Annotated in this window: 21 protein-coding genes and 1 pseudogene; 16 read left to right on the top strand and 6 right to left on the bottom strand. The window is 69.6% G+C overall.

The genetic code is table 11. The annotated features are described in order from the left end of the window. Positions 1 to 14: 14 nt before the first annotated feature. From hutU to F8S09_RS06870, 8 genes are all read left to right on the top strand, one after another. On the top strand, positions 15 to 1,712 hold the full coding sequence (gene hutU, locus F8S09_RS06900) for a urocanate hydratase (protein ID WP_152870479.1): 1,698 nt from the start codon (positions 15 to 17) through the stop codon (positions 1,710 to 1,712). Next, positions 1,709 to 2,620, top strand: a complete 912-nt coding sequence (locus tag F8S09_RS06895) for an arginase family protein (RefSeq protein ID WP_322618611.1) — start codon at positions 1,709 to 1,711, stop codon at positions 2,618 to 2,620. Before hutU ends, F8S09_RS06895 begins: the two co-directional genes overlap by 4 nt. Beyond that, entirely contained in the window at positions 2,613 to 3,827 is a 1,215-nt protein-coding gene (gene hutI, locus F8S09_RS06890; protein WP_322618610.1) for an imidazolonepropionase, read from the top strand. The genes F8S09_RS06895 and hutI overlap by 8 nt, the downstream gene beginning before the upstream one ends. After that, on the top strand, positions 3,824 to 5,323 hold the full coding sequence (gene hutH / locus F8S09_RS06885; RefSeq protein WP_322618609.1) for a histidine ammonia-lyase: 1,500 nt from the start codon (positions 3,824 to 3,826) through the stop codon (positions 5,321 to 5,323). Before hutI ends, hutH begins: the two co-directional genes overlap by 4 nt. A gap of 155 nt (positions 5,324 to 5,478) precedes the next feature. Further along, positions 5,479 to 7,056: a catalase gene (locus tag F8S09_RS06880; protein WP_152870477.1), complete on the top strand. Its 1,578-nt coding sequence runs from the start codon at positions 5,479 to 5,481 to the stop codon at positions 7,054 to 7,056. Positions 7,057 to 7,126: 70 nt separating this feature from the next. Beyond that, positions 7,127 to 8,374 (top strand): glycerate kinase type-2 family protein, encoded by a 1,248-nt coding sequence (locus tag F8S09_RS06875; RefSeq protein ID WP_152870475.1) that lies wholly within the window; start codon positions 7,127 to 7,129, stop codon positions 8,372 to 8,374. Positions 8,375 to 8,453: 79 nt separating this feature from the next. After that, entirely contained in the window at positions 8,454 to 8,615 is a 162-nt protein-coding gene (locus tag F8S09_RS17615; protein WP_194165255.1) for a hypothetical protein, read from the top strand. A gap of 254 nt (positions 8,616 to 8,869) precedes the next feature. Continuing rightward, complete coding sequence (locus tag F8S09_RS06870; protein WP_152870473.1) at positions 8,870 to 10,387, top strand: sensor domain-containing diguanylate cyclase; 1,518 nt, start codon at positions 8,870 to 8,872, stop codon at positions 10,385 to 10,387. Between the two features lie 103 nt (positions 10,388 to 10,490). Here F8S09_RS06870 and F8S09_RS06865 read toward each other — a convergent pair. After that, positions 10,491 to 11,221: pseudogene (locus F8S09_RS06865) on the bottom strand (IS6 family transposase). A gap of 496 nt (positions 11,222 to 11,717) precedes the next feature. Here F8S09_RS06865 and F8S09_RS06855 point away from each other — a divergent pair. The 4 genes from F8S09_RS06855 to F8S09_RS06840 all read left to right on the top strand — a co-directional run bounded on the left by F8S09_RS06855 (position 11,718) and on the right by F8S09_RS06840 (position 13,736). Beyond that, on the top strand, positions 11,718 to 11,942 hold the full coding sequence (locus F8S09_RS06855) for a hypothetical protein (protein ID WP_152870469.1): 225 nt from the start codon (positions 11,718 to 11,720) through the stop codon (positions 11,940 to 11,942). A gap of 76 nt (positions 11,943 to 12,018) precedes the next feature. Next, a complete protein-coding gene (locus F8S09_RS06850) occupies positions 12,019 to 12,312 on the top strand; it encodes a hypothetical protein (protein ID WP_152870467.1) in 294 nt (97 codons plus the stop codon). A gap of 60 nt (positions 12,313 to 12,372) precedes the next feature. Further along, the gene (locus tag F8S09_RS06845) at positions 12,373 to 13,176 is read left to right on the top strand and encodes a GNAT family N-acetyltransferase (RefSeq protein ID WP_152870465.1); all 804 of its coding nucleotides are present in this window, start codon (positions 12,373 to 12,375) and stop codon (positions 13,174 to 13,176) included. A gap of 89 nt (positions 13,177 to 13,265) precedes the next feature. After that, a complete protein-coding gene (locus F8S09_RS06840; RefSeq protein ID WP_152870463.1) occupies positions 13,266 to 13,736 on the top strand; it encodes a YbjN domain-containing protein in 471 nt (156 codons plus the stop codon). A 416-nt stretch (positions 13,737 to 14,152) separates the two neighbouring features. Here the strand turns inward: F8S09_RS06840 and F8S09_RS06835 are convergent, their stop codons facing one another. The 5 genes from F8S09_RS06835 to F8S09_RS06820 form a co-directional block, all read right to left on the bottom strand. Continuing rightward, positions 14,153 to 15,151: a hypothetical protein gene (locus tag F8S09_RS06835; RefSeq protein WP_152870461.1), complete on the bottom strand. Its 999-nt coding sequence runs from the start codon at positions 15,149 to 15,151 to the stop codon at positions 14,153 to 14,155. A 127-nt stretch (positions 15,152 to 15,278) separates the two neighbouring features. Then, on the bottom strand, positions 15,279 to 17,381 hold the full coding sequence (locus F8S09_RS06830) for a tetratricopeptide repeat protein (protein WP_152870459.1): 2,103 nt from the start codon (positions 17,379 to 17,381) through the stop codon (positions 15,279 to 15,281). A 122-nt stretch (positions 17,382 to 17,503) separates the two neighbouring features. Further along, positions 17,504 to 18,265, bottom strand: coding sequence for a carboxypeptidase-like regulatory domain-containing protein (locus F8S09_RS06825; protein ID WP_152870457.1), 762 nt, complete (start codon positions 18,263 to 18,265; stop codon positions 17,504 to 17,506). 53 nt (positions 18,266 to 18,318) lie between these two features. Then, positions 18,319 to 18,453, bottom strand: coding sequence for a hypothetical protein (locus F8S09_RS18140; protein ID WP_265468997.1), 135 nt, complete (start codon positions 18,451 to 18,453; stop codon positions 18,319 to 18,321). Positions 18,454 to 18,534: 81 nt separating this feature from the next. Then, positions 18,535 to 19,410, bottom strand: coding sequence for a hypothetical protein (locus F8S09_RS06820; protein WP_152870455.1), 876 nt, complete (start codon positions 19,408 to 19,410; stop codon positions 18,535 to 18,537). Between the two features lie 440 nt (positions 19,411 to 19,850). Here F8S09_RS06820 and F8S09_RS06815 point away from each other — a divergent pair, with 440 nt between their 5' ends. From F8S09_RS06815 to F8S09_RS18135, 4 genes are all read left to right on the top strand, one after another. Next, positions 19,851 to 20,867, top strand: a complete 1,017-nt coding sequence (locus F8S09_RS06815; protein WP_152870453.1) for a hypothetical protein — start codon at positions 19,851 to 19,853, stop codon at positions 20,865 to 20,867. An 82-nt stretch (positions 20,868 to 20,949) separates the two neighbouring features. After that, positions 20,950 to 21,702, top strand: coding sequence for a carboxypeptidase regulatory-like domain-containing protein (locus F8S09_RS06810; protein WP_152870451.1), 753 nt, complete (start codon positions 20,950 to 20,952; stop codon positions 21,700 to 21,702). A 73-nt stretch (positions 21,703 to 21,775) separates the two neighbouring features. Then, positions 21,776 to 22,318, top strand: coding sequence for a DUF3592 domain-containing protein (locus tag F8S09_RS06805; protein ID WP_152870449.1), 543 nt, complete (start codon positions 21,776 to 21,778; stop codon positions 22,316 to 22,318). A 120-nt stretch (positions 22,319 to 22,438) separates the two neighbouring features. Continuing rightward, positions 22,439 to 25,492, top strand: a complete 3,054-nt coding sequence (locus F8S09_RS18135) for a BTAD domain-containing putative transcriptional regulator (protein ID WP_152870447.1) — start codon at positions 22,439 to 22,441, stop codon at positions 25,490 to 25,492. Positions 25,493 to 25,507 lie beyond the last annotated feature (15 nt).

The raw sequence follows: 25,507 nt of genomic DNA, 5'->3' as shown, positions 1-25,507 counted from the left end.
GCAAGGAGCCGAGCATGACCCAGACCACCGACCCGTCTGCCCCCGTCGTCCGCGCCCCGCGTGGTTCCCAGAAAACCGCCAAGGGCTGGATTCAGGAAGCCGCCAAGCGGATGCTGATGAACAACCTCGACCCGGAGGTGGCCGAGCACCCCGCCGAGCTGATCGTGTACGGCGGGCGCGGCAAGGCGGCGCGGAACTGGCCCGCCTTCCACAGGATCGTGGAGACGCTCGACCGCCTGGAGAACGACGAGACCCTGCTGATCCAGTCGGGCAAACCCGTTGCCGTCCTGAAAACGCACGAGTGGGCGCCCCGCGTGCTGCTCGCCAACTCCAACCTCGTGCCGCACTGGGCGACCTGGGAGGAGTTCGACCGCCTCGACCGCGCGGGCCTCGCCATGTACGGGCAGATGACGGCCGGAAGCTGGATTTATATTGGCACCCAGGGCATTCTCCAGGGCACCTACGAGACGTTCGCGGCGGCGGGCCGCAAGCACTTCGGCGGTTCCTTGAAAGGCACCGTCACCGTCACGGCGGGCCTGGGCGGCATGGGCGGCGCTCAGCCTCTCGCCGTGAAGCTGGCGGGTGGGGTGAGCATCACGGTCGAGGTCGACCCCACCCGCGTGCAGAAACGGCTGGACACCCGCTACCTCGACGAGGTGGCCGACTCGCTGGAAGACGCCATCGCGCGGGCCGAGCGTTATAAGGCGGCTGGAGAGGCCCGCTCTATCGGCCTCCTCGGGAACGCCGCCGACCTGATTCCCCGGCTGGTGGAGATCGGTTATACCCCTGACCTCGTCACCGATCAGACCAGCGCCCACGACCCCATGTGGGGCTATCTCCCGCCCGTCGCCGCCGACGAGGACGCCTCCCGGCTGCGCCAGGACGAGCCGGGAGAGTACCGCCGCCGTGCCTACGACGCGATGGCCGCGCACGTCCGGGCGATTCTGGAACTCCAGCGGCGGGGCGCGGTCGCCTTCGACTACGGCAACAACCTGCGGCAGCGGGCGCGGGAGGCGGGCGTGGAGAACGCCTTCGACTATCCCGGCTTCGTCCCCGCCTTTATCCGCGACTCGTTCTGCGAGGGGCGCGGCCCCTTCCGCTGGGTGGCCCTCTCCGGCGACCCCGAGGATATCCGGGCGACCGACCGGGCACTCCTCGACCTGTTCCCGGAAGACGAGCGGCTGCAATCCTGGTTGACCTATGCCGCCGACCAGATCGCCTTTCAGGGCCTGCCCGCCCGCATCTGCTGGCTGGGCTACCGCGAGCGCGACCGCGCGGCGCTGCTGTTCAACGAGATGGTGGCGGACGGGCGGCTGAAGGCCCCGGTCGTGATCGGCCGCGACCACCTCGACGCGGGGTCGGTCGCCAGTCCCTACCGCGAGACGGAGGCCATGCGCGACGGCTCGGACGCCGTGTCCGACTGGCCGCTGCTGAATTTTGGCGTGGGCATCGCCTCGGGTGCGGCGTGGATGAGTTTTCACCACGGCGGGGGCGTGGGGATGGGCTTCTCGCAGCACTCCGGGCTGGTTGCGGTGGCGGACGGAACGCCGGAAGCCGCTGCCCGCCTGAGCCGCTGCCTCACGAACGACCCTGGCCTGGGCGTCATCCGCCACGCGGACGCGGGCTACGACCTCGCGCTGGACGTGGCGCGGGAGCGTGGGCTGGACCTGCCGAGTCTGGGGACCAGGGACCACACCAGGGAGCAGGGGTGAGCCAGCCCACCCACCTCCCCTACGGCGGCATTCCCACCTTTGCCCGTGGCCCACACGGGGCGCCGGACGGCGACTGGCGCTCGGACGTGGCCGTCTTGGGCGTGCCCTTTGATATCGCGTTGGGGTTCCGCCCTGGTGCCCGCTTCGCGCCGCGTGCGCTGCGGGAAGCCAGCCTGCGCTACGTGCCGCCCTTCACGGGCTTGGACGGTGCCCCCCGCTTGCAGGGCGTGACCTTCACCGACGCGGGCGACGTGGTCCTGCCTTCCCTCGAACCCGAACTCGCCCGCGACCGCACGACGGACGCGGCGCGGCAGGTGCGGGAACGCTGCCGACTTCCGATCTTCCTGGGCGGCGACCACTCCGTCACCTTTCCCCTGCTGCGGGCGTTCGACGACGTGGCCGACCTCCACGTCGTGCAACTCGACGCGCACCTCGACTTCACCGACACCCGCAACGACACCCGCTATTCCAACTCCAGCCCCTTTCGCCGGGCGGTGGAAGTTCTGCCGAACCTCGTCCACATCACCACCGTGGGCCTGCGCGGGCTGCGCTTCGATCCCGAGGCGGTGGCGACGGCGCGGGCACGGGGCCATACGCTGATCCCGATGGAGGACGTGGCAAGCGACCTCGCCGGGGTTCTGGCCCGCTTGCCAACTGGCAAAAACGTCTACCTCAGCGTGGATGCCGATGCCCTGGACCCCGCCGTGCTGCCGGGGACGAGCAGTCCGGAACCGGATGGACTGAGTTACGGTCAGGCGATGCGAGTGCTCGCGGAAACGGCCCGCCGCAACACGGTCGTGGGCCTCGACCTCGTGGAACTCGCGCCGAACCTTGATCCGACCGGGCGTAGCGAACTCATTGGGGCGCGGCTGATCATGGAGACGCTGGCGGAGGTCTTCCGTGACTGACACGCTCTACACCGGGATTTCCCAGCTCGTCACCCCCCGCCCCGGCCCGCAGCGGGGGCGGGCGATGCGCGAGCTGACCGTGCTGGAGGACGCTGCCCTCCTCGTCTCCGGTGGGCTCATTCGCTGGGTGGGCCGCCGCGTCGAGGCTCCCGCGACGGCGCACGAGCGCGACCTCGGGGGCGTGGCGGTGGTGCCTGGTCTGGTGGACCCCCACACCCACGCGGTCTGGGCCGGGGACCGCCTCTCGGATTTCGAGGCGCGGGTGGAGGGGGTACCTTACGAAATCCTCCTCGCGCGGGGCGGCGGCATCCGCTCCACCATGCGGGCGACGGCGGCAGCTTCGCGGGACGAGTTGGTCGCTCTGGCCCGGCCACGCCTGCAAGCCCTGCGGGATTCGGGCGCGACGACCGTGGAGGTCAAGAGCGGCTACGGGCTGGACTTCGAGGCCGAGCTGCGGATGCTGGAGGCCGTGCGCGAGTTGGCGCTGGAGTTCACGCTGCTGCCCACGCTGCTGATTCATGTTCCGCCGTCCGAGGGCCGCGCCGAGTACGTCCGCGCCGTCTGCGAGGACTTGATTCCGGAAGTGGCCCAGGAAAATCTGGCTCAGGCTGTAGACGTGTTCTGCGAGAAGGAAGCCTTCAGCGTTGCGGAAACCCAGACCATTCTCGAAGCTGCCAAAGCCCACGGCCTCGCCACCAAGCTGCACGCCGACCAGTTCCACGCCGTCGGTGGGGTCGAACTCGCCTGCGAGTTGGGGTCGCTGAGCGTGGACCATCTGGAGGCGAGCGGTCCGGCACAGATCGCGGCGCTGGCGGCCTCGACGACAGTGGCGACCGTCCTTCCCGGCGTCACCCTTCACCTCGGCCTGCCCGCTGCTCCCGCCCGTGCGCTGGTGGACGCGGGTGCGTGCGTGGCGGTGGGGACGGACCTCAACCCCGGTTCCTCGCCCGTGTTCAGCTCGCAACTGGCCCTCGCCCTCGCCGTGCGGCTGTGTGGATTGACCCCCGCCGAGGCGCTGACCGCCTGCACCGTGAACGCCGCCGCCGGGCTGGGCCTGACCGACCGGGGTGCCCTCGTGCCCGGGGCGCGGGCCGACTTCCTCGCCCTGCATTCCGCCGACTGGCGCGACCTCGCCTATACGCTGGGGGCCAGTCCGGTGCGCGGGGTGTACGTGAGCGGCCAGCCTGTGAAGGAGGTCAAGCTGTGATTCTGGACCAGACCCTCTCGCTGGAAGATTTTCTGATCGTCGTGCGCGGCGGCGAGCCGGTCACGCTCGCAGACGCGGCGCGGGAGCGTATCCGGCGGGCACGGGCGGTTGTCGAGCGCATCGTGGACGGCGACGAGGCGGTGTACGGCGTGAATACCGGCTTCGGCAAGTTCGCCTCGGTGCGGGTGGGCCGGGACCAGCTCGCGCAGCTTCAGCACAACCTGATCGTGTCGCACGCGGTCGGGGTGGGGGAGGCCCTGCCCGCCGAGGTCGTGCGCGGGATGCTGCTGCTGCGGGCGCAGTCGCTCGCGCTGGGGCATTCGGGCGTGCGGCCGGGGGTCGTGGAGCTGTTGCTCGCGCTGCTGAACGTCCGTGCCCACCCCGTCATCCCCGCGCAGGGCAGCGTGGGCGCGTCAGGCGACCTCGCGCCGCTGGCCCACCTCGCGCTGGCGCTGATTGGGCTGGGGGAACTGGAGGTGGGGGGAGCGGTGCGTCCCGCTGGAGACGTGCTGGCCGAACTGGGCCTCGCGCCATTGGTACTGGAGGCGAAAGAAGGTCTCGCCCTGATCAACGGCACCCAACTGATGGGCAGCCTGCTGGCCCTCGCCCTGGCCGATGCCCGCACCCTGCTGGGCACCGCGAACCTGGCCGCCGCGATGACGGTCGAGGCCCTCTCCGGCTCGCACCGCCCCTTCTCGGCGGGCGTCGTGGCCCTGCGGCCCCACCCCGGCGCGGTGGCGGTGGCCGGGGAGGTCCGCGCCTTCCTGCGCGGCTCGGACATCGCTCCCGCCCACGCAAACTGCGGCAAGGTGCAGGACGCCTACAGCCTGCGGGCGGTGCCCCAGGTGCATGGGGCGACCTGGGACGCGCTGGCACAGGCGGAGCGTGTGCTGGCGGTCGAGTTCGCCTCGGTCACCGACAACCCCCTGATCTTCCCCGACACCGGGGAAGTGATTTCCGGCGGCAACTTCCACGGCCAGCCCCTCGCCCTGAGCGCCGACGCGCTCAAGGTGGCGGTGGCCGAACTCGGCAGCGTCTCCGAGCGCCGCACCGAGCAACTGCTCAACCCGGCCCTCTCCGGCCTGCCCGCCTTTCTCGCGCCGGAGGGGGGCCTCAACTCCGGCCTGATGATCGCGCAGTACACGGCGGCGGCCCTGGTCAGCGAGAACAAGGTGATCGCGCACCCGGCCAGCGTGGACTCCATCCCCACCTCGGCCAATCAGGAGGACCACGTCAGCATGGGGGCGCACGGGGCGCGGCAACTGCGGCAGATCGTGGACAACGTAACGTCCGTGCTGGCCGTCGAACTGCTCGCGGCGGCGCAGGCCCTCGACTTTGGCGGGCTGCGGGCAGGCGCGGGCGTACAGGCGGCGTGGGAGCGGTTGCGGGGGGAGATCGCCCCGATGGAGCGCGACCGCTACTACCGCCCCGATCTCCTGCGGGTGCGCGAACTGATCGTCAGCGGAGAGCTGCTGCGGGTGGCGCGAGAGGCGTGAGGGCGCGGGCGGGCGTCCCGACCCACCGCCTTCATGCCCCCTGAAGACTGTCTCCCGGCGAAGGAACACCCCGGCAGGGTATGGCAGTCTGGGACTGGAGGCCAGGACACGGCCGGGCACCTCGCCCGGCTGCACGCTGAGCCACAGGAGGACCCATGAGCGACCAGAAGCTTCCCGAACACAACACCGCTGCCGAGGGCGAGCGCACCCTGACCACCCGGCAGGGCCACCCCGTCCGCAACAACCAGCAGCAGCGCACCGTGGGCACGCGCGGCCCCGCCACCCTGGAGAACTACCAGTTCCTCGAGAAGATCAGCCACTTCGACCGCGAGCGTATCCCCGAGCGGGTCGTGCACGCGCGCGGCGCCGGGGCGCACGGCTACTTCGAGGCCTATGGCAAGGTGGGCGACGAGCCTATCAGCAAGTACACGCGGGCCAAGCTCTTTCAGGAGGCGGGCAAGCGCACCCCCGTCTTCGTGCGTTTCTCCACCGTGATCCACTCCAGCCACTCGCCGGAGACGATGCGCGACCCGCGCGGTTTCGCGGTGAAGTTCTACACGGAAGACGGCAACTGGGACCTCGTGGGGAACAACCTCAAGGTGTTTTTCATCCGCGACGCGATCAAGTTCCCGGACGTGATTCACTCGCTCAAGCCTGACCCGGTGACGAACCGGCAGGACGGCGGGCGCATCTTCGACTTCATGAGCAACACGCCCGAAGCGATGCATATGCTGACCCTGCTGTTCTCGCCCTGGGGCATCCCGGCGAACTACCGCCAGATGCAGGGTTCGGGCGTGAACACCTACAAGTGGGTGAACGACCAGGGCGAGGCCGTGCTCGTGAAGTACCACTGGGAGCCCGTGCAGGGCATCCGCAACCTGACCCAGCGCGACGCCGAGCAGATTCAGGCCAAGAACATCAACCACGCCACCCAGGACCTCTACGAGGCCATCGAGCGCGGCGACTACCCGCAGTGGGAACTCCTCGTCCAGATCATGTCGGACGACGACCACCCGGAACTCGACTTCGATCCGCTCGACGACACCAAGATCTGGCCCAAGGAGCAGTTCCCCTGGCTCCCGGTCGGCCGGATGACCCTCGACCGCAACCCGGAGAACTATTTCGCGGAGGTCGAGCAGGCCGCCTTCGGCACGGGTGTTCTCGTGGACGGGCTGGACTTCAGTGACGACAAGATGCTGGTGGGGCGGACTTTCTCGTACTCGGACACCCAGCGCTACCGGGTGGGCACGAACTACCTCCAGCTCCCGATCAACGCGCCCAAAAAGCACGTCGCCACCAACCAGCGCGACGGGCAGATGGCCTACCGGGTGGACGTGGCGCCGGGGCAAAACCCCCACGTCAACTACGAGCCCAACTCCACGAACGGCCTGCGTGAAGCGCCGCGTGACGTGGTGGAATACACCCCCTGGGTCGAAGGTCATCTCCAGCGGGCGCCCATCGAGCGCACCAACGACTTTCAGCAGGCGGGCGAACAGTACCGGGCTTTCGAGGACTGGGAGCGTGACGACCTGATCTCGAACCTCGTGGAAAACATCTCTGCCGCCACCCCCGAGGTGCAGGCGCGGATGGTCGAGCTGTTCACGAAGTGCGACGAGGACTATGGCCGCCGCGTGGCCGAGGGGCTTGAGCAGGTGCGCCGGGGCCGGGAGGAGCGCGAGCGCGAGGCCGTGGCGCAGGCCGAGGAGCGCAGCAAGGAGGCGCAGCCTTACTGAGGCCCCCTCACCCCCTTGCCCCGCAAGGCCCCTCTCCCACCAGGGGGAGGGGTTTTTTTATGCTCTGGGCATGAACTGGCGGGCTGTGCTGGAGGACACCTACCGGGAGGCGCTCGCGGCGGTGGCCCCAGCCCGGCTGCTCGTGCCCCATCTGGACGGGCCACGCCCTGACCTGGTGGTTGCGTTCGGCAAGGCAGCCCTGCCCATGCTGCGGGCCGCACTGGAGGCCCATCCGGGGGTTCCCGGTCTCGCCGTGGCCCCGCGTGACTCGGCGGACCTTCAAGCCCCGGCGGGAGCAGAGATTTATCCCGCCTCCCACCCCGTTCCCGGTGAGGACAGCGTGCGGGCAGCCGAGGCGGTGCTGGCCCGCGTCTCGGCGCTGCCTGCCGGAAGCCGCGTGCTGGTCCTCGTGTCCGGCGGTGGCAGCGCCCTGCTCTCGGCGCCCTGGGGGGTCACGCTGGCGCAGAAGCAGGCCCTGACCCGCGAGCTGCTGGCGGCCGGGGCGGACATTACCGCGATCAACACCGTCCGCAAGCATCTGTCGCGGGTGAAGGGGGGGCGGCTGGCGGTGGCGACCCAGGCGGAGGTGCGGGCGCTTCTCATCTCCGACGTGATCGGGGACGATCCCTCGGTGATCGCGTCGGGGCCGACGGTGCCCGACCCCTCGACCTTCGCGGACGCGCTGGCGGTGCTGGACCGCTTCCGGATCGCGGCTCCCGAGGCCCGCGCCCATCTGGCGGCGGGAGCGCGGGGCCACCTCCGGGAAACTCCCAAGCCCGGCGAGGTGCCCCATGCCCAGACCCAGATCGTCGGCTCCGGGCGGGTGCTGCTGGGGGCGGCCCGCGACGCCCTCACCCGGCGCGGGATTGACGCCCACCTCCTCTCCGCCACCCAGGACGGCGACGTGCGCGACCTCGCGGCCTGGCACGCGGCAGAGATCCGGCGGCGCCTCCCCGGCCTGCCTGCCCCGCTGGTTCTCCTCTCCGGCGGCGAAGCGACCGTCACCCTGCGCGGAAACGGGGTGGGCGGGCGCAACCAGGAATTCGCCCTGTGGCTGCTCCGTGACCTTGGGGAGAAGGGACTCCACGCCCTCTCCGCCGGGTCCGACGGGGTGGACGGGAGCAGTGCGGCGACCGGAGCCTTCCTGACCCCCAACTCGCTCGCGCGGGCGCGGCGGCTGGGTCTCGCCCCGGACGCTTTTCTGGCCCGCAATGATTCCGGCACCTTCTTCACCCGGCTGGGCGACGCGCTGGTGACCGGGCCGACTGGCCACAACCTCGGGGACCTGCGGCTGCTGGTGCTTCTCCCCGGCGTCTGAAGAAGGGCTCTAGGCTGCCTCTGGGCTCACTGAACGGGAGACCGTGGCAGCTGGATCGGCGGCCCCGCACACTGGACGCATGGAACTGACCCTGGTGATGGCCGCGACCACCCTGCTGCTGGTCGTCCTGGGCTTTCTGTCGCTCAACGACGAACCCCGACCCTCCCGAACCCCGGCCGGGCGCGGACCCGCTGCCCCCGGCAGCCGCCCAGGCGTCCCGCTGGAAGTCCGGCGAGACTGAACTTCGGCTGCTCTGGATTCCGGTTGAATAGTTTTTGTGGTTGTTCCACCCGAGCGGCCCTGTAAAGCTGCCCAGCAGAACGGGCAGGAACACGGCGGTCGCCGGAGAGGACCTTCCCCTGTCGGTGCTTTCCCGATTCGAGAAGGCATGAGAGGGCGACCGGGTGAGCGGCCCTTTCTGGCCGCCTGTCGTCATGGTTTTTCTAGGTTCTCTGTGAGGAGGACGTGACAGCCCGTGTCCTACAGTGGCCGGGCATGTCTCCCATCCTTCCTGCAGAGGAATTCGTGCGCCTGGAAGCCCTGGCCCGTTATGCGGTGCTGGATGACCTTCCTGCTGAAGCCTTCGCCCGGCTGGCTACGCTGGCTGCCCAGTTTTTTCAGGCACCCATCGCGCTGATCAACTTTGTGGCCGAGGACAGCGCCCGGTGTCAGGCGTGCGTGGGCGTCGACCTGCGGGTGCTGGACCGGCAGGTGTCGTTTTGCAGCTACACCGTGATGCAGCCTGGCGTGCTGGTGGTTCCAGATCTGCAGCAGGACCCTCGCTTCGTGGACAATCCGCTGGTCACGGCGCCGGGGGGGTACCGTTTCTACGCCGGAGCGCCCCTGACCACGCCGTCCGGCCACAACATCGGGACCCTCTGCGTGCTGGACACGCAGCCGCGTGGGGGGGCCAGCACCGCCGAGCGCGAGGCCCTCCAGAATCTCGCGGCCCTGGCCGTCGACGAACTGGAACTGCGGCGGGTGGCAGCCGAGCTGGAACGTGAAGTCCGCGCCCGCGACCGCCTGATGCATGACCTTCGCCGGGTGACCCGCCACAGCGAGACATTGCTGGCCATCTTCGAGCTCGCCGACCTTGACCTGCTTCCGCAGGAGCTGGCCGAACACGCCGCCGCCCTCGTCGCGGACGTGACGGACCTCGGCTGGGCCGGGCTGGTCACCACAGACGGCGACACGTGGCACACCCGCACCGTCTGGCAGGCGCCGGGGCTGAATCCTCAACTTGCGGAGCGGCTGACCCAGCCGTCTCCTCGCGGAACAGACCCCAGCGGCGACGCCGTGCATTTTCTGGACACCCCGGCCGCGCTCGCCCGCACGCGGCCGGACCTCCTGGAGGCCGGAGTGTGCGTGGCGGCGCAGGTCCCGCTGGGAAGCTCCGGCGATCAGCCCTCCCACCTCCTCGCCGTGCGGACCCGCCCGCTGGCCTGGGCCGCTGCGGACCGCGTCCTGCTGGAAACGGTGGGCCGCTGCGTGGTGGCCGGTGTGCGCCGCAAAGCCGCGCTGGACGCCGCCCAGCGCGAGGCGACCTTCGACGCCCTGACGGGATTGCCAGGCCGCCGTTCCTTCGAGCGCGATCTCGACGCGCGGGTGGCCGGGGAAGAGCCGTTCGCCTTGGTGCGCTGCGCGTTCACGGATTTCGCGGCTCTCAATGGAGCGCTGGGTCATGTCGAGGGCGACGTCCTGTTGGCGCGGTGTGCGGAAGCGCTGGGCCGTGGACTGACGGACGGGGACCGCGCCTACCGCCTTGACGGCGTCCACTTCGCCCTGCTGCTGTCAGCCTCCCCGGAAGGCGACCGGGAGACGGCCGAGCGCCAGGCCCGCGAGGCGCCCGCCCGCGCCCTGAGTGCGGCGCGGGACGCTGGACTCGAGTTGCCCGGCGTCAGCGTGGGCACCGCGTTGTGGCCGCGCGACGCCCGCTCGGCCCGCGCTCTCCTGCACCTCGCCAGCCAGCGCCGCCAGGCCGACGAGCGCCGCAACAGTTCGGCGGCCAGATAGGGGTCAGAGAGCTGCCGTCAGGCCCATGCGGGCAAGCGTGCCAGGCAGTTGAACCATCCCCACACCCGTGGGGGTTCTGGCCACTTAACCTCAGCGGGGCCACTTAGCGCAGCAGACGGCTTAAGAGTCGAGCCATGTGCTGCATCGCCTCTCGCCACGGGAGAAGCGCTGCGGTCTGGTTGCTTCGTCGGACTGGAGCGGGCACGGTGGTGTGTATGTGCTGGTGGAGGCTCGAGACGCGGGCGTGCAGGGCCAGGAACTCCGGAGTCCGTCGTCGCTTGAAGTTCAGGGGTGCCGGTCTTGTCGCCGGGTCGAGCGGTGCGACTGCTCGACGAGAGTGTTGCAGCGCGTGGTCGAGGCGACTTGGACGTGCTCCACGACGCGGAGCACAGAAGGTTCCCGGATGGCCGCACGATCGCTCCACAGCTTTGCCGTGTAGATGGCCTCCAGCGTGTCGTATTTCCCCAGCAGGCGCTCGAAGAACGGTGTAGCAGCTTTGGTATCGCGGTGTTCCTGTAAAGAGACGTTCAGCGCAGCTTCGTGTTCATCCACTGCCTGCCGCAGCCAGTATTTAATACCGCCAACGTCCACGTGCCGTAACGTCAAGGTGCGACCGAGAACCCCGCCGGGATTCTCAGTGGCGCAGACCATGAGTAAAAAGCCCGCTGAACTTGATGCACAGGCCCGGACGGCTTCACGGGTAACGCAGATCCCACGTTCCGGCAGGAGTTTTTCAACATCCCGGTAGCTGAGGGTAAACCGGTGGTAGAGCCACACGGCGTAACCGATGACGACCACGGGAAACCGACATACAGGAAGCTTCTGGCCGCTCAGCACCGCGTCACCCCACCTCAGCAACTTGCCACAACACTTCGCGATGACGGCCCCGGCGAACTTCCTTGCTCTCACAGGGCACCGCAGCACGGATGCACACCATCGGGCCATCATCCTGGGTTCGCTACGGTGCCCGGCAAGGAGTTGCCATGTTTCAGGAACCCGAAGTGCCCCCCGCCACTCACCCACCGTCTCCGGGACGGGTGTATGTCCTGCGCATCTGGCATGAGCCCGGGGATCTTCCGACCGGGTCCGCCTGGCGGGCTTCTATCAAGGAGGGTACGCTGGGAGATCGGCGGTACTTCGCCAGCGTCGACGACTGCATTGACCACCTGTATGGCGAACTGATTCGCCGGTGAATTCGCAAGATGGTCGCGCACGGACCCACCTCACTTGATGGGAGAATGCCTATGACCCACCTGCGAACCGCCACCCTCTCCGCCGGGACGGGCAGATTGTCTCGGTCGAACCCGCCGCTCAGGTCACACAGCGCGACATGCTCAGCGGGGCCTGGACCGGCAAGTTCGATTGGATCGACGTGACGGCCAACCTCAAGCGGTCCGGCGCAAAGGTCCCCGGCACCCTCGCCCTCGGTGGCACGGCCTGTCCCGTCCAAGTCACCTGGCTCCTCTCAAACGGGCAGCTCTCCCGGTGGGCCGCAGACAGGGTCTCGGTCAACCTCACCCTGAAGGCGGGCAACGGGTGGGCACTGCCGTCCTGAGAAACCAGGCCGCTCCCGTCCGGCCCCAGCGGGCAAGTGCCGTCCCCAGGGCCAGGCCCGGGTCACGTCCGACGTCATGCCCGGCGTGGTGAAGGACAGCGCCGGACAGCCCCTTACCGGAGTCCAGGTCTTTGCGGATAACACCCTCTACTCCACCACGAACGCCCTCGGCAAGACCGACGCGTGGGGCTGCCACCGCATCACGCGGCCCCGCGAGGTGGGAACGTGGCGTGCTGGCGCCTCCGTGCAGCGGACCTCCGGCGGCGAGGCTTGGGAGCCCTGGCTGCACGCGGACAATGGCGCGGCCTTTCCCGGGGACCAGGGGGCGGTGCGCCACTTCATCTGGCGCCGGACCGGGCAGTCCCAGTGACTCGCCTGCCAACCTGGCTCCCCTGACCCTGGCATTCTTTCCCCCAAAGGAGAACTCACCATGCACCTGCGTTCCCTGGGCTACCGCACCGACCTGATCTTTGCCCGCTCCCGGGGCCGCGTCACCGACCTCGGCGAGGCGGTCGCGGTCGCCAACCCCCACAGCCCCAGCCACTACTTCGGCAACCTGCTGATCTTTCGCCGACCGCCGCAGCCGGGGGACCTGCCCCACTGGGAAACCTTGTTCGCCCGCCACATCGGCCAGCCGCCCGAGACCCCGCACCGCCTGTTCGGCTGGGACGTTCCGGCCGAGGGGAAGGCCGATTGGACCCAGTTCCTGCGGGCGGGCTACCACTTGGAGGAGAACGTCGTGATGGCGGCCCCCCGGCTGCGCCCCCCGCCTCAGCCCAACACCCGCGCCGAGTATCGCCCCCTGGCCGACACCGACGAGGAGTGGGCACAGGCCCTGGGAAACCAGATTGCCAGCCGGGAGGACGGCTACGACGAGGACCGCTACCGCCGCTTCAAGGAGGGCCAGTTGCGTGGGCTGCGCGAGATGTGCCGCGCGGGGCAGGGCTTCTGGTACGGGGCCTTTCTGGACGGGCGGCTGGTCGCGGACCTGGGCGTGTTCTCGGACGGCGAGGGGCTCCTGCGGTACCAGAGCGTCGGCACCGACCCGGCGTACCGGCGGCAGGGGCTGTGCGGCTCCCTGACCTTCTTCGCCGGGGAACATGCCCGCGCGCACTTCGGGGCCGAGCGGCTGGTGATCGTGGCGGACGAGCACTACGTCGCCAAACGGGTGTACTCGTCGGTGGGCTTCCAGGACGCCGAGCGCCAGCAGCTCCTGCTCCATGTCAGCCGCTAGATCGCCCCCGCAAGGGCAGAACGGCCCCCGCGTGCTCCGGCCCGGCCTGCGTCATCCTCCAATCATCCCCTCCCCGGCACACTGCGGGCATGAAAAAGAACCCCCTGCTGCTCCTCGCCGCCCTCTCACTCGCCGCCCTGACCCCGGCCCGCGCCGCCACCGCGGACGTGCTCGATGCCAAGCCCGCTTCCCTGGTCAAGGTCCTCAGTGAGGGGGGGTACAAGCCACAACTGCGTCCCGGTGACAGCAAGACCCAGCCTTCCATTGCCCTCAAGGTGAAGGGCGACGACGTATATCTCTACTTCAGCGGCTGCAAGGACGGGATGTGCCGCCGCGTGACGGCCAGCAACGGCTTCGAGTTCCCCAAGGACCGGAGTGGGCTCGCCAAAGTCTTGGCGGACTGGAACGCCGAGTGGTACAGCCAGGCCTACGAGGGGGAGGACGGGGTATACCTCGACGCCTCCTACCTGCTCGCGGGCGGCTATACCAAGGCCAACTTCACGGCGTGGCTGGACGCCTACCTGGAGGAGTACGGCGACTTCGGGGACAAGCTGTACTGAGCGGCGGGTTCAGGAGCTGGCCGGGAAGGGAGATGCCTTTCCCGGCCCCGCTTCTTCTGGGGGGTGGCCCTCTCCAGTGGTGCGAGAGGCTGTGACGGAAGAGCCTCCACCCGTCATTCCCCTTTTTCCAAGCTTTTCCCATCACCGGACGGCCTTTTTGAGCAAGAACGCAAAGGTGGTGGCTCTGCTGGTCGCCGGAGAACTCGGAAGCCTCTCCCTCGGTGCCCGCCACCGACCTCCGCCTCCGCGCCGTGCTTCTCTCGCTCACCCCTTCACGCGGGGCTGTGCGGAGCGGTGGGCCTAGGCGCTGCCGCTGTGGCGGCTATGGCAGGAAAAAAGGCGCTCTCCTCGCCTCCGTTGGGGTCATGATCAGGAGGGACGGCCGCCCCCTCCCTGTTGGGCTTTGTGCTCCACCCTCAGCGCACGCCGCTCAGGTCGTACACGTAGGCCCGCCCGGAGCCGTCGGTCAACATGAGGCTCTGCGCGTTCACGTTTGCCGGAAGGGCGAAGAAGAAACGCACGCGGGCTTCCTCGCCCGCCGTGAGCGTGCCGCCCGCCTTCTCGTCGCGGCTGGCCTTGAGCATGGTCTGGTTGTACTCCATGCGCTCGCCGTCAGCATCCTTGAGCACCGGCTTGAAGTCCGACCAGAGGTAGCGGCCGCCGCCCGGCTCCATGTTGCGGATCGTGAAGACGGCGCTGAGGTACCGCTGACCCGTGGGGGGCGCTTTGCCGCCTAGCGCCTCCCCCGTAAATTTCACCTCGTCGAGGCGCACGTCGAAGCGTTCCAGGGGGCTGAAGGTGTTCGGGGCGGTGGGCACCTGGGTGAGCGGCGTCGCGCCGCTGGTGTCGGCAGGATCGGCAATCCCCCTGGCAAGGGGCGTCACCTGACCGCGCAGGTCGTAGCGCAGCAGGGCGGCCTCACGCTGGACCATCAGCTTGGGCACCACGCCTGCCGCCGGGACGCGGATCACCGTCATCACGTTGATCTTCTGGGCGGGCTTGAGCCGCACCTCCAGGCTCTCGCCCGTGCCGTCACGTGCCACCGCCTGCACAGAGGGGGAGTTGCGGTCCTGGGCGTCTACCGCCGTGAAGCGCACCTCCGGCCAGTAATAGCGCACCTCCGCTTTCTGCGGGTTGTGGACGGTGTAGTGCAGGATGAGGAGCTTCTCGGCGGCCTTGGGGAAGTACACCGTGTTGCCGATCACGACGCGGCCCACGCTGTACTCGGCCTTCAAGAGCGTGAAGTTCAGCGGGCTCTGTTTGCCCAGGGTGAAGGTTTCGCCGAACTTTGCGGCCACGCCGTCCAGTTGGGTGGTTCCCTGCACGGCGCGGGTGGGGACGGTGGCGTGCGCGGCTCCGGCGAGCGTCAGGGCGGCGAGAAGGGGAAGGAAGCGGCGGGTAGCGGTCTGGTTCATGGGGTTCTCCTGTGGGCCGGTGCGGCCTTTGAACTGCGCCCACCGTAGAAAAATGGGGATGATGGCGGCATGGTGGGCAGGACTGGGGAGGCCTCGGGACAGGGGGCCTCCCCAGTCCTGCTTCCCCTCAGCGTTCGCGCCAGTACGCCACCGCCGCCGCCACGCCGAACTCCTGCTCGATCTTGCCCTCCCACAGCCCGGTGGAAGCGTCCGGTCCGGCGCCCAGCGATCCCTTGAGTTCCACGCGCATCCCGGCGTCCTGAATGCCGCCTTGGCCGAACTTGATGTACACGCCTTCCTTCGCCCCGAGGCCACCCGTGGCGGGTGCGCCGCTCGGCAGCTTGAGTTCGGCCTTCACCCCCGTGAACAGGGTGGCGTTGCCGTTCCAATCGAGGCTGGCCGAGGCGAAGCCCCCGAGCCACTTGGCGTCCATCAGCGACGAGGTCGAGAGTTCGATATCGATCTTCTTGCAGCTCAGCGACCAGCTCAGGCCCAGCCCCGCGCCCTTCAGGGCCGCCGAGGGTACCTTGGACTTGAGCTTCATGCTGGACAGGGCGCCGCCGCAGGGGTCCAGGTCGAGGGTCGGGAGCGCGGCGAGGTCGAGGGGCACGTCCGGCACCTTCTTGTTGCAGACGAGGGGAAACACGTCGCTGATGAGGATCGCACCGTACACGACGGGGCCGTAAAAGGACGACTTGGCGGACGCCTCGATGGCGGCGCGTTTGGCCGCTCGCACCTGCGGATCGGGGAGGTTGGCGGCGAGCGCCGTCTCGAACCGCACGCGGGCCGACACGAAGCGGGCCATCGCCTGCTCCTGGGCCCTCACGTAGGGGCGCAGGGCGTCCATGTACGTCTGGTAGGCGTCGTCGTATACCTTGTCCACGTCCTCGCAGGTGTGCGGCGAGGGCAACGCCTTCATCCCTGCCTCGATGGTCGCGTTGCGCGTGTCGGCGAGGGGGCGAAACGCCTTGTTCAGGGCGTAGTGCGCCGCGTAGGCGGACTGGTACGCAGGCCAGACCTCGGGCTCGTAGACCGAGGTGGTGATGGCGCCGTTGACCCGCTCGAACCAGCGCCGCTCGCCGGGATCGAGCACCTGGGAAAGATTCACGGCGGTCGCGCGGGCCTGCAAGCCGTTCAGCACTCCGCGCCCCTCACGCTCCAGCGCCTCGTACTTGGGGTGCAGCGAGATCGCCTCGCGGCGGTCGCGCGGCAGTTTGAGCTGCGGCAGATCGAAGGTCGCGCCGCGCGACAGGTCGAACATGGTTCCCGCCGAACGCCGGGTGGACGCCTGCTCACGGGGCTTGAGGGCGTCGCCGTGCGTGCCCGGCGTGTCCTCGGTGAGGATGAGGTCGCTGCTCTCGGGGGCCACCGTTCGCCGCAGGGCCGTCCGCAGTTCGCGCGTCGCTCCGGTCACGTCGCCGGAGCACAGCAGGGCCTTGGAAAGGTTCATGCGGGCCTCGGACAGGTCGGGGGCGAGCGCGAGGGCCTGCTTGAGGGGAATCTGCGCCTCGCTCCAGCGTCCCAGGCCCAGGAAGGCGTGCCCCCGGTTCGTCAGGGCGATGGCCTCTCCGGGCACGCCGCCGGGCGCGGGCAGCTTGCCGCCCAGTTCCGCCGCCCGGTCGAGCACGGCGATGGCCTCGCGCGGCAATCCCGCCAGCGTCAGCACGCCCGCGAGGTTCACCAGGGTCATCGCGTCCTTCGGCTTCGCGCGGTGCCCGGCGAGCAGCAGGGCGAGGGCGGCCCGGGGACTCTTCGCCGCCAGGGCCGCGGCCACGTCGGACGAGGTGCCGCCCGTCGCCTTCCGGCCCGGCGCCCCCACCAGGGTCTCCGCCGTCTTGATGGCCGCCTCAAAGGTCATCGCGCCCTGTTCGCGGCGAACGGGAAGGGGCAGGACCTTGGTGCCCTTTTCCTTCTGTTCGCGCAGCCGCTTCAGGGACTGCTCGACCGCCTCGCGGCCCTGAGCGCCGGGCGCCATCGTCTTCAGCATGTCTTCGAGCGACTTGATCGCGGCGTCAATGTCGAGTCCGCCGCCCGGGGGCAGGCCCGGCGTCTTGTAGTCGCGCACGGCGGGCTTGCAGGCGTCGGTGCGAAGTTCGCCGACCTGTTTCCGCATCTCGGCCTCGGGACCCAGGATGGTCTGGTCGCTGAGGGACACCCAGGACCCGGCGGCGAGGGCGGAGGGGGCGAGGAGGAGGGCGGCGAGGGAAAGCAGATGGGCTCCTCTGTTCATGGCCGCAGGGTGACGCAGGGGGGATGATGGCCGGATGGTGGGCGGAGACCGCCGGACGGGGCATAAGGAAGAAAAGGCCCGGCCAGCCACGGGGGAGGTGTGGCTGGCCGGGGCGCGAAAGCTCAGGGGTTCTTCCAGAACAGTTCCAGCGTGGGTCCGTAGTGGCTGTCCGGCAGGAAGCGGGCCAGGGCGCGGGGGGTGAAGTTGGGATTGTCGCGCGTGGCGATCAGCAGCTGCTCTTTCACGCCGCCGCGCATCTGGCTGGCGGTCACGTAGTACTGACCCAGGGGCAAGTCCGGCAGGCCATAGCCATAGGGATACTTGATGGTCACCGTCTCGGTGCTTTTCGCCGCATTCGGGCCGTCGGGCGTGAAGGTCACCTCCAGGGTGCCGTAGTCAATCTCCACATCCGAGTTACTGATGTAGTCAAACACCTTGCCCCTGGGGGCGTCCTCGGCGCGGTAGACGAAGTCGCGCACCGCGCCCTGGGCCCCGGCAAACGGCGTGTCAATCTCGGGGGCCAGGCGCAGGTCGAAATCCTGTCCACCGAAGGTCAGGGTCATGGAGGCGGCCACGTCCCAGGAGCCGAGGGTCTGGGGCAGCGCGATGCGGTATCTCCCCTGGGCATCGGTCTTTGCCGTGCCGTAGGTGTAGGACACCGTGTGGGTGGCCGTGACCTCCACCCCCGCCAGTGGCTCGCCGCCTTCGGTCAGGATGCGGCCCGTGACGGTGTATGCGCCGGGGGCGGGCGCCGGGCTTGGGGTCGGGGCGGGCTGCTCCTGACCGGGCGGCGTGGGGCCGGGTTGGCCGGGAGCCGCGCCGCCCCCGCAGGCGGGGAGAGTGGTGACGGCGAGGGCCAGCAGCAGCAGTTTCGCGTTCTTCATGGCGTTCCTCCTGGAAAAGGTGCGGTGCAGGATGGGGTGGTGACTGCGGCCACTCAGGGCAGTAGGGTCACGTCGAGTTCCATGAGCACGCCGTACTTGGCAGAGTTGCGAAACAGGGCTGTGACGGAGGGCGCGTAATGGCTGCTGTTGCCGTCGTAACTGGACTTGACCCGCATCGCCCTCTTCACGCCGCCCACGCCGATGTGGTTCGCAGTCAGGACATAGCGGCCCAGCGGCACATCCTCGCGGGTGTAGTCCTCGCCGAGCCTTCAAGTGATTGCCCTGCCCACGCTGCCGTCGACGAGCGGGCCGTCCGGGGTCAGCGTCAGTTCAACGTCGTTCGTGTCGTAGTCCACGCCGCCGTACTGGGGGTGAATCCAGACGGTGCCGCCGATAAGGCCCTCACTGGTCTTGCCCGTCAGCCGCCAAGTGAAGTCGCGCACGGCCCCGGTCCTCGCGTCGAAGGCGGTCTCTTCGTCGGCGTAGACCCGCAGCGTCCACGTTTCGCCGCCGTACTCGTGGGAGACGTAGGCCCCCGGGCGCCAGGTGCCAACTTCGCGTGGCAGTTCAATGCGGTATCGGCCCTGGGCGTCGGTGGTGCCCAGGGCGTTCATGTTGTGGTACAGCGTGTTATCGGCAAAGACTTTCACTGCGGGCACGGGCTGGCCCGCCGAGTTTCGCACCACCCCGGTCATGACGTAGGGCGCGGGCTTTACAGCGTTGCCCGGAGGATTCGACGTGCTCGCGGCGCGGTGCAGCGCGACCGGCCCCGAGGCACCGTTCAGACTGTAGGTCCCGGAAAAGCCGCCGTCCTTGACGGTTCCCTGAACCGTGACCGTCCCGGCGGCTCGCCGGAAGCTGAAGGTCAGGCGCCGCGAGGCCGCGGTCCAGGTGCCCTCCAGCGGATACGGGGTTTCGGCCAGGACGAAGGTGCCGGTGACCCGGTCGCCCCGCACGGTGAGCGTCGCCCCCGCGTCAATCCAACCATCGAGTTTGCCGCTCCATGTCCCGCTGGGGGTAGCCGCGGCGGGGGACGTGGGGCTGGGGGAGGGCCGGGACTGCGCCGCCACGGCGGAACCTGCACCGCCACAGACCGGGACGGCCGTGAGAGTCAGGACGAGCAGCAGCAACTTCGCGTTTTTCATGGCGTTCCTCCTGAGAAGGGCGGCGGGGATAGGCCGCCCTCAGTGACCGGAGCGTAGAAGGCCGCCAATGATGAGCGGATGGCGCTGCGGGAGGACGGCTCATACGAAACTGTGGTGAGTCGCAGACGAACCCGAACGGAGTGAGTGACAGAAAAATGCCGAATTCAGGAGATGGACGGGCAGGTCGAGGGGCGACGCTGTTCCGTATGACCGGGAACCTCAATGAATTCGGCATCTGGTGGCCGAGGGCCAGGAGGGAGTCCCGCGGGTCATATCCGCACACCCCCAGCCGCGCCGGGCAGAACGTCCGCGCTGGCGGGGCCGGGAGGGTCCTGACACTGGCGTTTCCCGTCACCCGGAGGCGTCATCCGCCCATCATCCTGTCCCCGACATCATCCGGCCAGTTCAAGCGCACCCGCTCTGCGCAACTGGAGACTCCCATGACCCACGCCCGACTGCTGTCTCTCGCCCTCCTCGTGCTGCCCGTCGCCCCCATGTCCGCCGCCCTCGCCGCCCCCGCCAGCACTCTCGGCGGCGCCTGGAAGGGCAAACTCGACGGCTTCTACGAACTGGACGCCCGGTTTACCGTGCAGGGGAGCAGCGTCACCGGCGTCCTGCGCTTCGCCAAGACTGACTTTCCTTTCAAGGGCACCTGGGACGCCGCCAAGAACCTCGTCACCTTCAAGTACACGTATGCGAAGGAAGTGCACACCGTCAAGGCCACCCTGAAGGGCAGCACCCTCACCGGGTTCAACATCTCCCCGGGGGGCAAGCAGACGGCGGTGAGCCTCACGCGTGTCACCGCCGCTGGAGCTGGAAAGGCGGGCGCAAACGCCGGGGCTTACGTCATGACGGGCGTGGTGCGAGACGACAAGGGCAACCCCATCGCGGGCGTCGAGGTCTTCGCCGACCACACCGCCTACTACAACATGAACGCCGTGGGCAAGACCGACGCCCAGGGCCGCTACCGCATCCCCCTCGCCCAGCAGCCCGGCACCTGGAACGCGGGCGCCTACCTGCGGGGGGAGGTCGGCGGGCAGCCGTTCGAGGTGCGCCTCTCGCCGGACGACGACACGCCCTTTGACGGCTCGAAGGGCGCGGTCCGCAACTTCACCTTCAAGGCCAGCAACGCCCCGAGCGGCAAGGTGGAGACCTACGCCGAGCACTCCAACGTCGAACTCGACTACGGCTCCCTGGAGTTCACCTTCACGCCCGAGGGTCCGAACGCGGCGGGGAACACCACGCCCTTTACCCGCAAGTACGTGGAGGGCGTAGGCGTCCCGGCCATCCCCCTGGGCCGCTACAAGGTGAGTGCGACCCAGGTGTTGAACGGGGTGAGGCAGCAGCTCCTGCTCAGCTCGCGCCAGCAGAAGAACGGGGCGACGAGCGTCCTGGCGGAGTTCACCCACGACAGCCACTACGGCCAGACCCTCGAACTTTTTCTGAAGAACCCCTGAGCGCACGGAAGTGCGTGACGGGACACGGCTTTGTTGCGCCGCCACATGCAAAGAGCTTCGCTTCACCACAGGAGGACACACCATGCGAACCCTGACCCTCGCCCTTTCGTTGCTCATTCCCCTCACCCCCATGTCGTCCCACACGTACGCCGTCGCGCAGAGTCAGACGCGGACGGCGCCCGCCAAGGCCCGGCCCTTCCACATGACTGGCGTGGTGAAGAACTCGCAGGGCAAACCTCTCGCGGGTGTGCGGGTCGGCGCCGACAACACCGTGCTCGACGGTTCCGAGGTCTGGACGACCACCGACGCCCAGGGCCGCTACGACCTCGACCTTTCCAGGATGCCCATCCTCAACTCGTGGACCGCCGTGGCCCACGTGGTGGTGAAGTACGGCGGCGAGCAGCAGACGCTCACGCCCGAGGTGGACAACTCCGCCCCCTTTCTGGGCAAGGACGGTGCCATCCGCAATTTCACCCTCAAGATCACGGGCAAGTCGCCGGGCGGGGGGTACTACGGCGCCCTGTTCTACGCCAACCTGGGCCTGTCGGAAGCCGGGGAGATGCCCGAGTGGGGGGACGTGGAGTTCACCCTGACTCCAGCAGGACCGCTGATTGACGGCTCGAAGGGGCAGCCGATCAAGCTGCGTCAATCCCAGCTCCCCTTCGAGGTGCCGCAGGGCCGGTACAAGGTCACGGCGCGTTCCATCTCGGGCAAGGGGCCGATCTGGCTGAAGGTGCGGGGCGGCGCGTACGGCCCCGAGGCGGTGCTCCATCCCACGTACACAGCGGGCACGGGCATGACGCTCTCGGTGGACATGGTGCATCCGCGCCGCTGAGGCGGGGTATTTGGCTGGACCCACGAGGCGCCCGGTAGGGACGGGCGCCCTTGTCCCGCCCGGAGGAGACGCGATGAGCCACGATTGCTTGAGGTCGGTCGGGCTGGCGCTGATGCTGCTGGGCCTTGCCACAGGAGCAGTGCTGGTGCCCGCGCTGCTTGACTTGACCCGTGGCACGAACTGGGAGAGCGTGCCCGGCATCGTCCTGTCCTCGACGGTCGAGCGCCGCGTCTCCCACGAGACGGATGCGGACGGCAACAGGTTCTTGGTCGAGCGCTTCGAGCCCCGCGTCACGTACCGCTACACGGTCTCCGGGGTGACCCAGGTGGGCCATGACCTCGCGCCGCATGAGGTCGCGTCGGTGGACGAAGGGTGGGCCCGGACGCAGGCTGCGCGGTACAGGCCCGGCGACGGGGTGACGGTCTACCACTCGCCGAACGGCAGACGCGCCGCCCTGTTGCCCGCCCTGTCCGCCGGGGTCTGGGCCTGGCTCGCCCTGCCCGGCCTCGCGCTCCTGCTTGGGGTGGGGCTGATGCGGAGAGGGCGCGGGTCATCCCGTGGGCAGGGTGGGCGGCGCTTTCCAACCTCCAGACGCGCTGCTCGTGGCGCCCGTTAACGCTCCGACTGCACGACCTTTCACCTAATGCAAGCCCGTTCCTGCCCGGCCCACCTGCCCCGCGAGGATGGCCGGGAGCCCTAATTCTGTGGAATGACTGCTGTTGTATCTTAAAGAATCATGAGCAGCGCAGCCTGGCACCTGGCGGCCTTCGGCAAACCGCGCCTCCTGAATCCGTCCGGGGAGGTGGTGCGGTGTGAGGCGCGGACCCTCGCCCTGCTGACCTACCTCGCGCTGGAGGGGCCCACGTCGCGCTCGCGGCTGGCCGGACTCCTGTGGCCGGACACGCCGGAGGCAGCGGCCAGGAACAACCTCGTCCATCTGCTGCGCCGGGTGGCGAAAAGCCACCATCCCGACCTCGTGCAGGCGGGGGAGGCGGTCGCGCTCGGGGGTGGGCTCGAATCAGACGTGGGGGCCTGGGGTGGGACGGGGGCGTCCGGGCCGGAGAGTGTGCCCGGAGGCGTCTTGCTCGACGGCCTCGCCTTTGATGACCAGCCTGATCTCGCCGAATGGCTGCTGGCGTGGCGGGAGCGGCTGGACCTCGCGCGCTCGGGCCGCCTGGCCCATGCCGCCACTGTCGCCGAGGAGGCGGGCGACTTGGAGGGGGCGATTCGCCTCGCCCGCGACCTGATCGACCTCGATCCCCTGTCTGAGGACGCGCACCGGCGCCTGATGCGCCTGCTGTATCTGGCCGGGGACCGTCCGGCGGCCCTGAAGGCCTACCACCGCTGCCGGGACGTGCTGGAGCGCAACCTCGGCGTGGAACCGCTGCCCGAAACTCGGGAACTGGCCCGCCTGATCGACCGGGGAGCGGTGGAGGCACCGTCTGTGCCCAAGATGCCCACGATCCCGCTCTCGGTGCTGCGTCCGCCTGTGCTGGTGGGCCGTGAGCGCGAGTGGGCCCGCATGGAGCAGGCCTGGGAACGCGGACAGTGCATCCTGCTCGTGGGGCCGGCGGGCACCGGGAAAACGCGGCTGATGCAGGACTTTCTGGCTTCCAAGGGGACGGCGCTGTGGCTGGAGGCCCGGCCCGGCGACGCCCAGTCCCCGTATGCGGCGACCGCGCGCATGGTGCGCCGCACGCTGGGCGAACCGAGGGACTTGGAGGCGCTGCCCCCCTGGGCGAGGCAGGCGCTGTACCCCCTGGTGCCGGAGCTGCTGGAGCCGCCGCCCCACCCGGCGCCGCCCGAGCAGGTGGTGGCCGCGATTCACCTCGTCTACGGCCTGGCGATGCGCCAGGTGGTGGCCGTGGCTTACGAGGACACGCACTTTACCGACGCCGCGTCGCGCGACGCGGGCTTTGCGCTGCTGTCCGAACACTTTCCCCTGGGTCGGCCCGGTGGGCTGCCGTGGATCGTGTGCACGCTGCGCGGCGACGAACTCTCGGCCGAATACCGGGCGATGTTCGAGGGTTACGTGGCGGCGGGGCAGGCCGAATGGATTGACCTTGAGCCGCTGCCCGCCGCAGACGCGGAGGCGCTGATCGCCTCCCTGGAGGTGCCGGGCCTCGTGGAGGTCGCCCCACAGCTCGCGCGCTTCGCGGGCGGCACTCCGCTGTTCGTGCTCGAAACCATCAAACACATGATCGAGAGCGGCCACCGCACCGGGGACAGCCCATTCCCGGTGTCTGGGCGGGTATCGGGCATCATCGCCCGGCGTTTGTCTGGCCTCTCGACGTCCGCCCTCCAGGCCGCCCGCGCCGCAGCGATCCTGGCCAGCGATTTCGACCTCGAGCTGGTGGCCGATACCCTGCGGGCCCCCCTGCTCGACGTGGCCGCCGCCTGGGAGGAACTGGAAGCCGCGCAGGTGATGGTCGGCGAGCGATTCGGCCACGACCTGCTGGCCGAAACCCTGCGCGCCGACATGCCCGAGGGGGTGCGCCGCTTGCTGCACCGCGCCGCAGCCCGCACCCTCGGCGCGGCCGGGCGGGCGCCCGCCCGGGTGGCGGATCACTGGATGCTGGGCGGGGACGCCGCGCAGGCCGCCCCGTGGTTCCTGAAGGCCGGGCACGCCGCGTGGCAGGCCGCGCGGCAGCGTGAGGCGGCCGACTTCTTCGCCCAGGCGGCCGAGCACTTCGCCCCGGTCGACCGCGCCGCCGCCTTCGGGGCCCTCGCGCTGCGTGCCGAGGTGCTGGCGAACATGGACGACCCCCGGCACGCGGACGCCGTGCGGGCGCTGCACGAGCGGGCGGTCACGCCGCTGGAGCGGGCGACCGCCCACATGCAGGAGTACCGGGGACTGGAGGGGACGATGGACGTGGCCCGCATCGGGCCGGTGGTGCGCGCGGGCCTCCTGGCCCTGCGTGCGGCTGAGGAGGGCCGGGAGGCGTGGCTGGTCGAGGCCCAGCTCACTGAGGGCCTCGCGCTCGTGGCGTATCTGCGCGGGCAGCGCGAGGAGACGCTGACCCACCTGCGCCGCCTGGATGAGCTGGGCAAGCAGGCGCAGGCCCTGGAGTGGCAGGCCAAGGCCCAGGAGGGGCTGGGGCTGGCGCTGAGTGCCACCGCGCCCCGGGAAGCGAGCCTGCACCTGGAGCGGGCCGAGGCCCTGCACCTGCGCCGGGGCGACCTGCTGCGCGCCGGGTCGAGCCTCGCCAAGCTCGCGCGGGTGCTGTGCGAACTCGGGGAGGTGGACGCCGCCCGGCAGGCCACCACGCGCGGCGCGGCGCACCTGGGCCGCCTTGACGCCAACCACGGCGAGCGCGTCGCGCTGCTGAACGCGCAGATCGTCGTCGCGCAGTCAGGTGGGGACCTCGGGCTCGCCCAGGCGCTGTACGAACAGGCGCGGCGCGACCACACCTCCGAACACAACGCGCTGCTGGACGCCTTCCCGGTGCTGCACGCCAAGACCCTGCGTCTCGCTGGTCGACCGGACGACGCCTGGGCCGAGATGCGGCGCGTGCGCGACGGGCGTGCCTTTCCTGTCCATCTCGCCGCGCTGCGTGCCCTGGAAGAGGCCGCGATCCTGCTGGCCCTGGGCCGGAACGCGGACGCGGACGCCCCCCTCGCCGAGGCCGAGAGCCAACTTCGGGACGCGCCGAACGTGGCCTGGGAGGCGCGGTTGCACGACCTGTGGGCGCTGCGGCGCGGCCAGGAGGCCGGTGGGCCCCACCGGGAGGCCGCGCGGGTGCTGCGCGAGCGGCACGGCTTGCCGGACCGACATTGGAGCGCGCTGTGAGTCAAGGCGGCCCGG

This window comes from Deinococcus terrestris, assembly GCF_009377345.1.
In the GTDB taxonomy this organism is placed as follows: Bacteria; Deinococcota; Deinococci; order Deinococcales; family Deinococcaceae; genus Deinococcus; species Deinococcus terrestris.
Note: the sequence above shows the minus strand (reverse complement) of the source record. Positions and strands in the feature narration are given on the sequence as shown.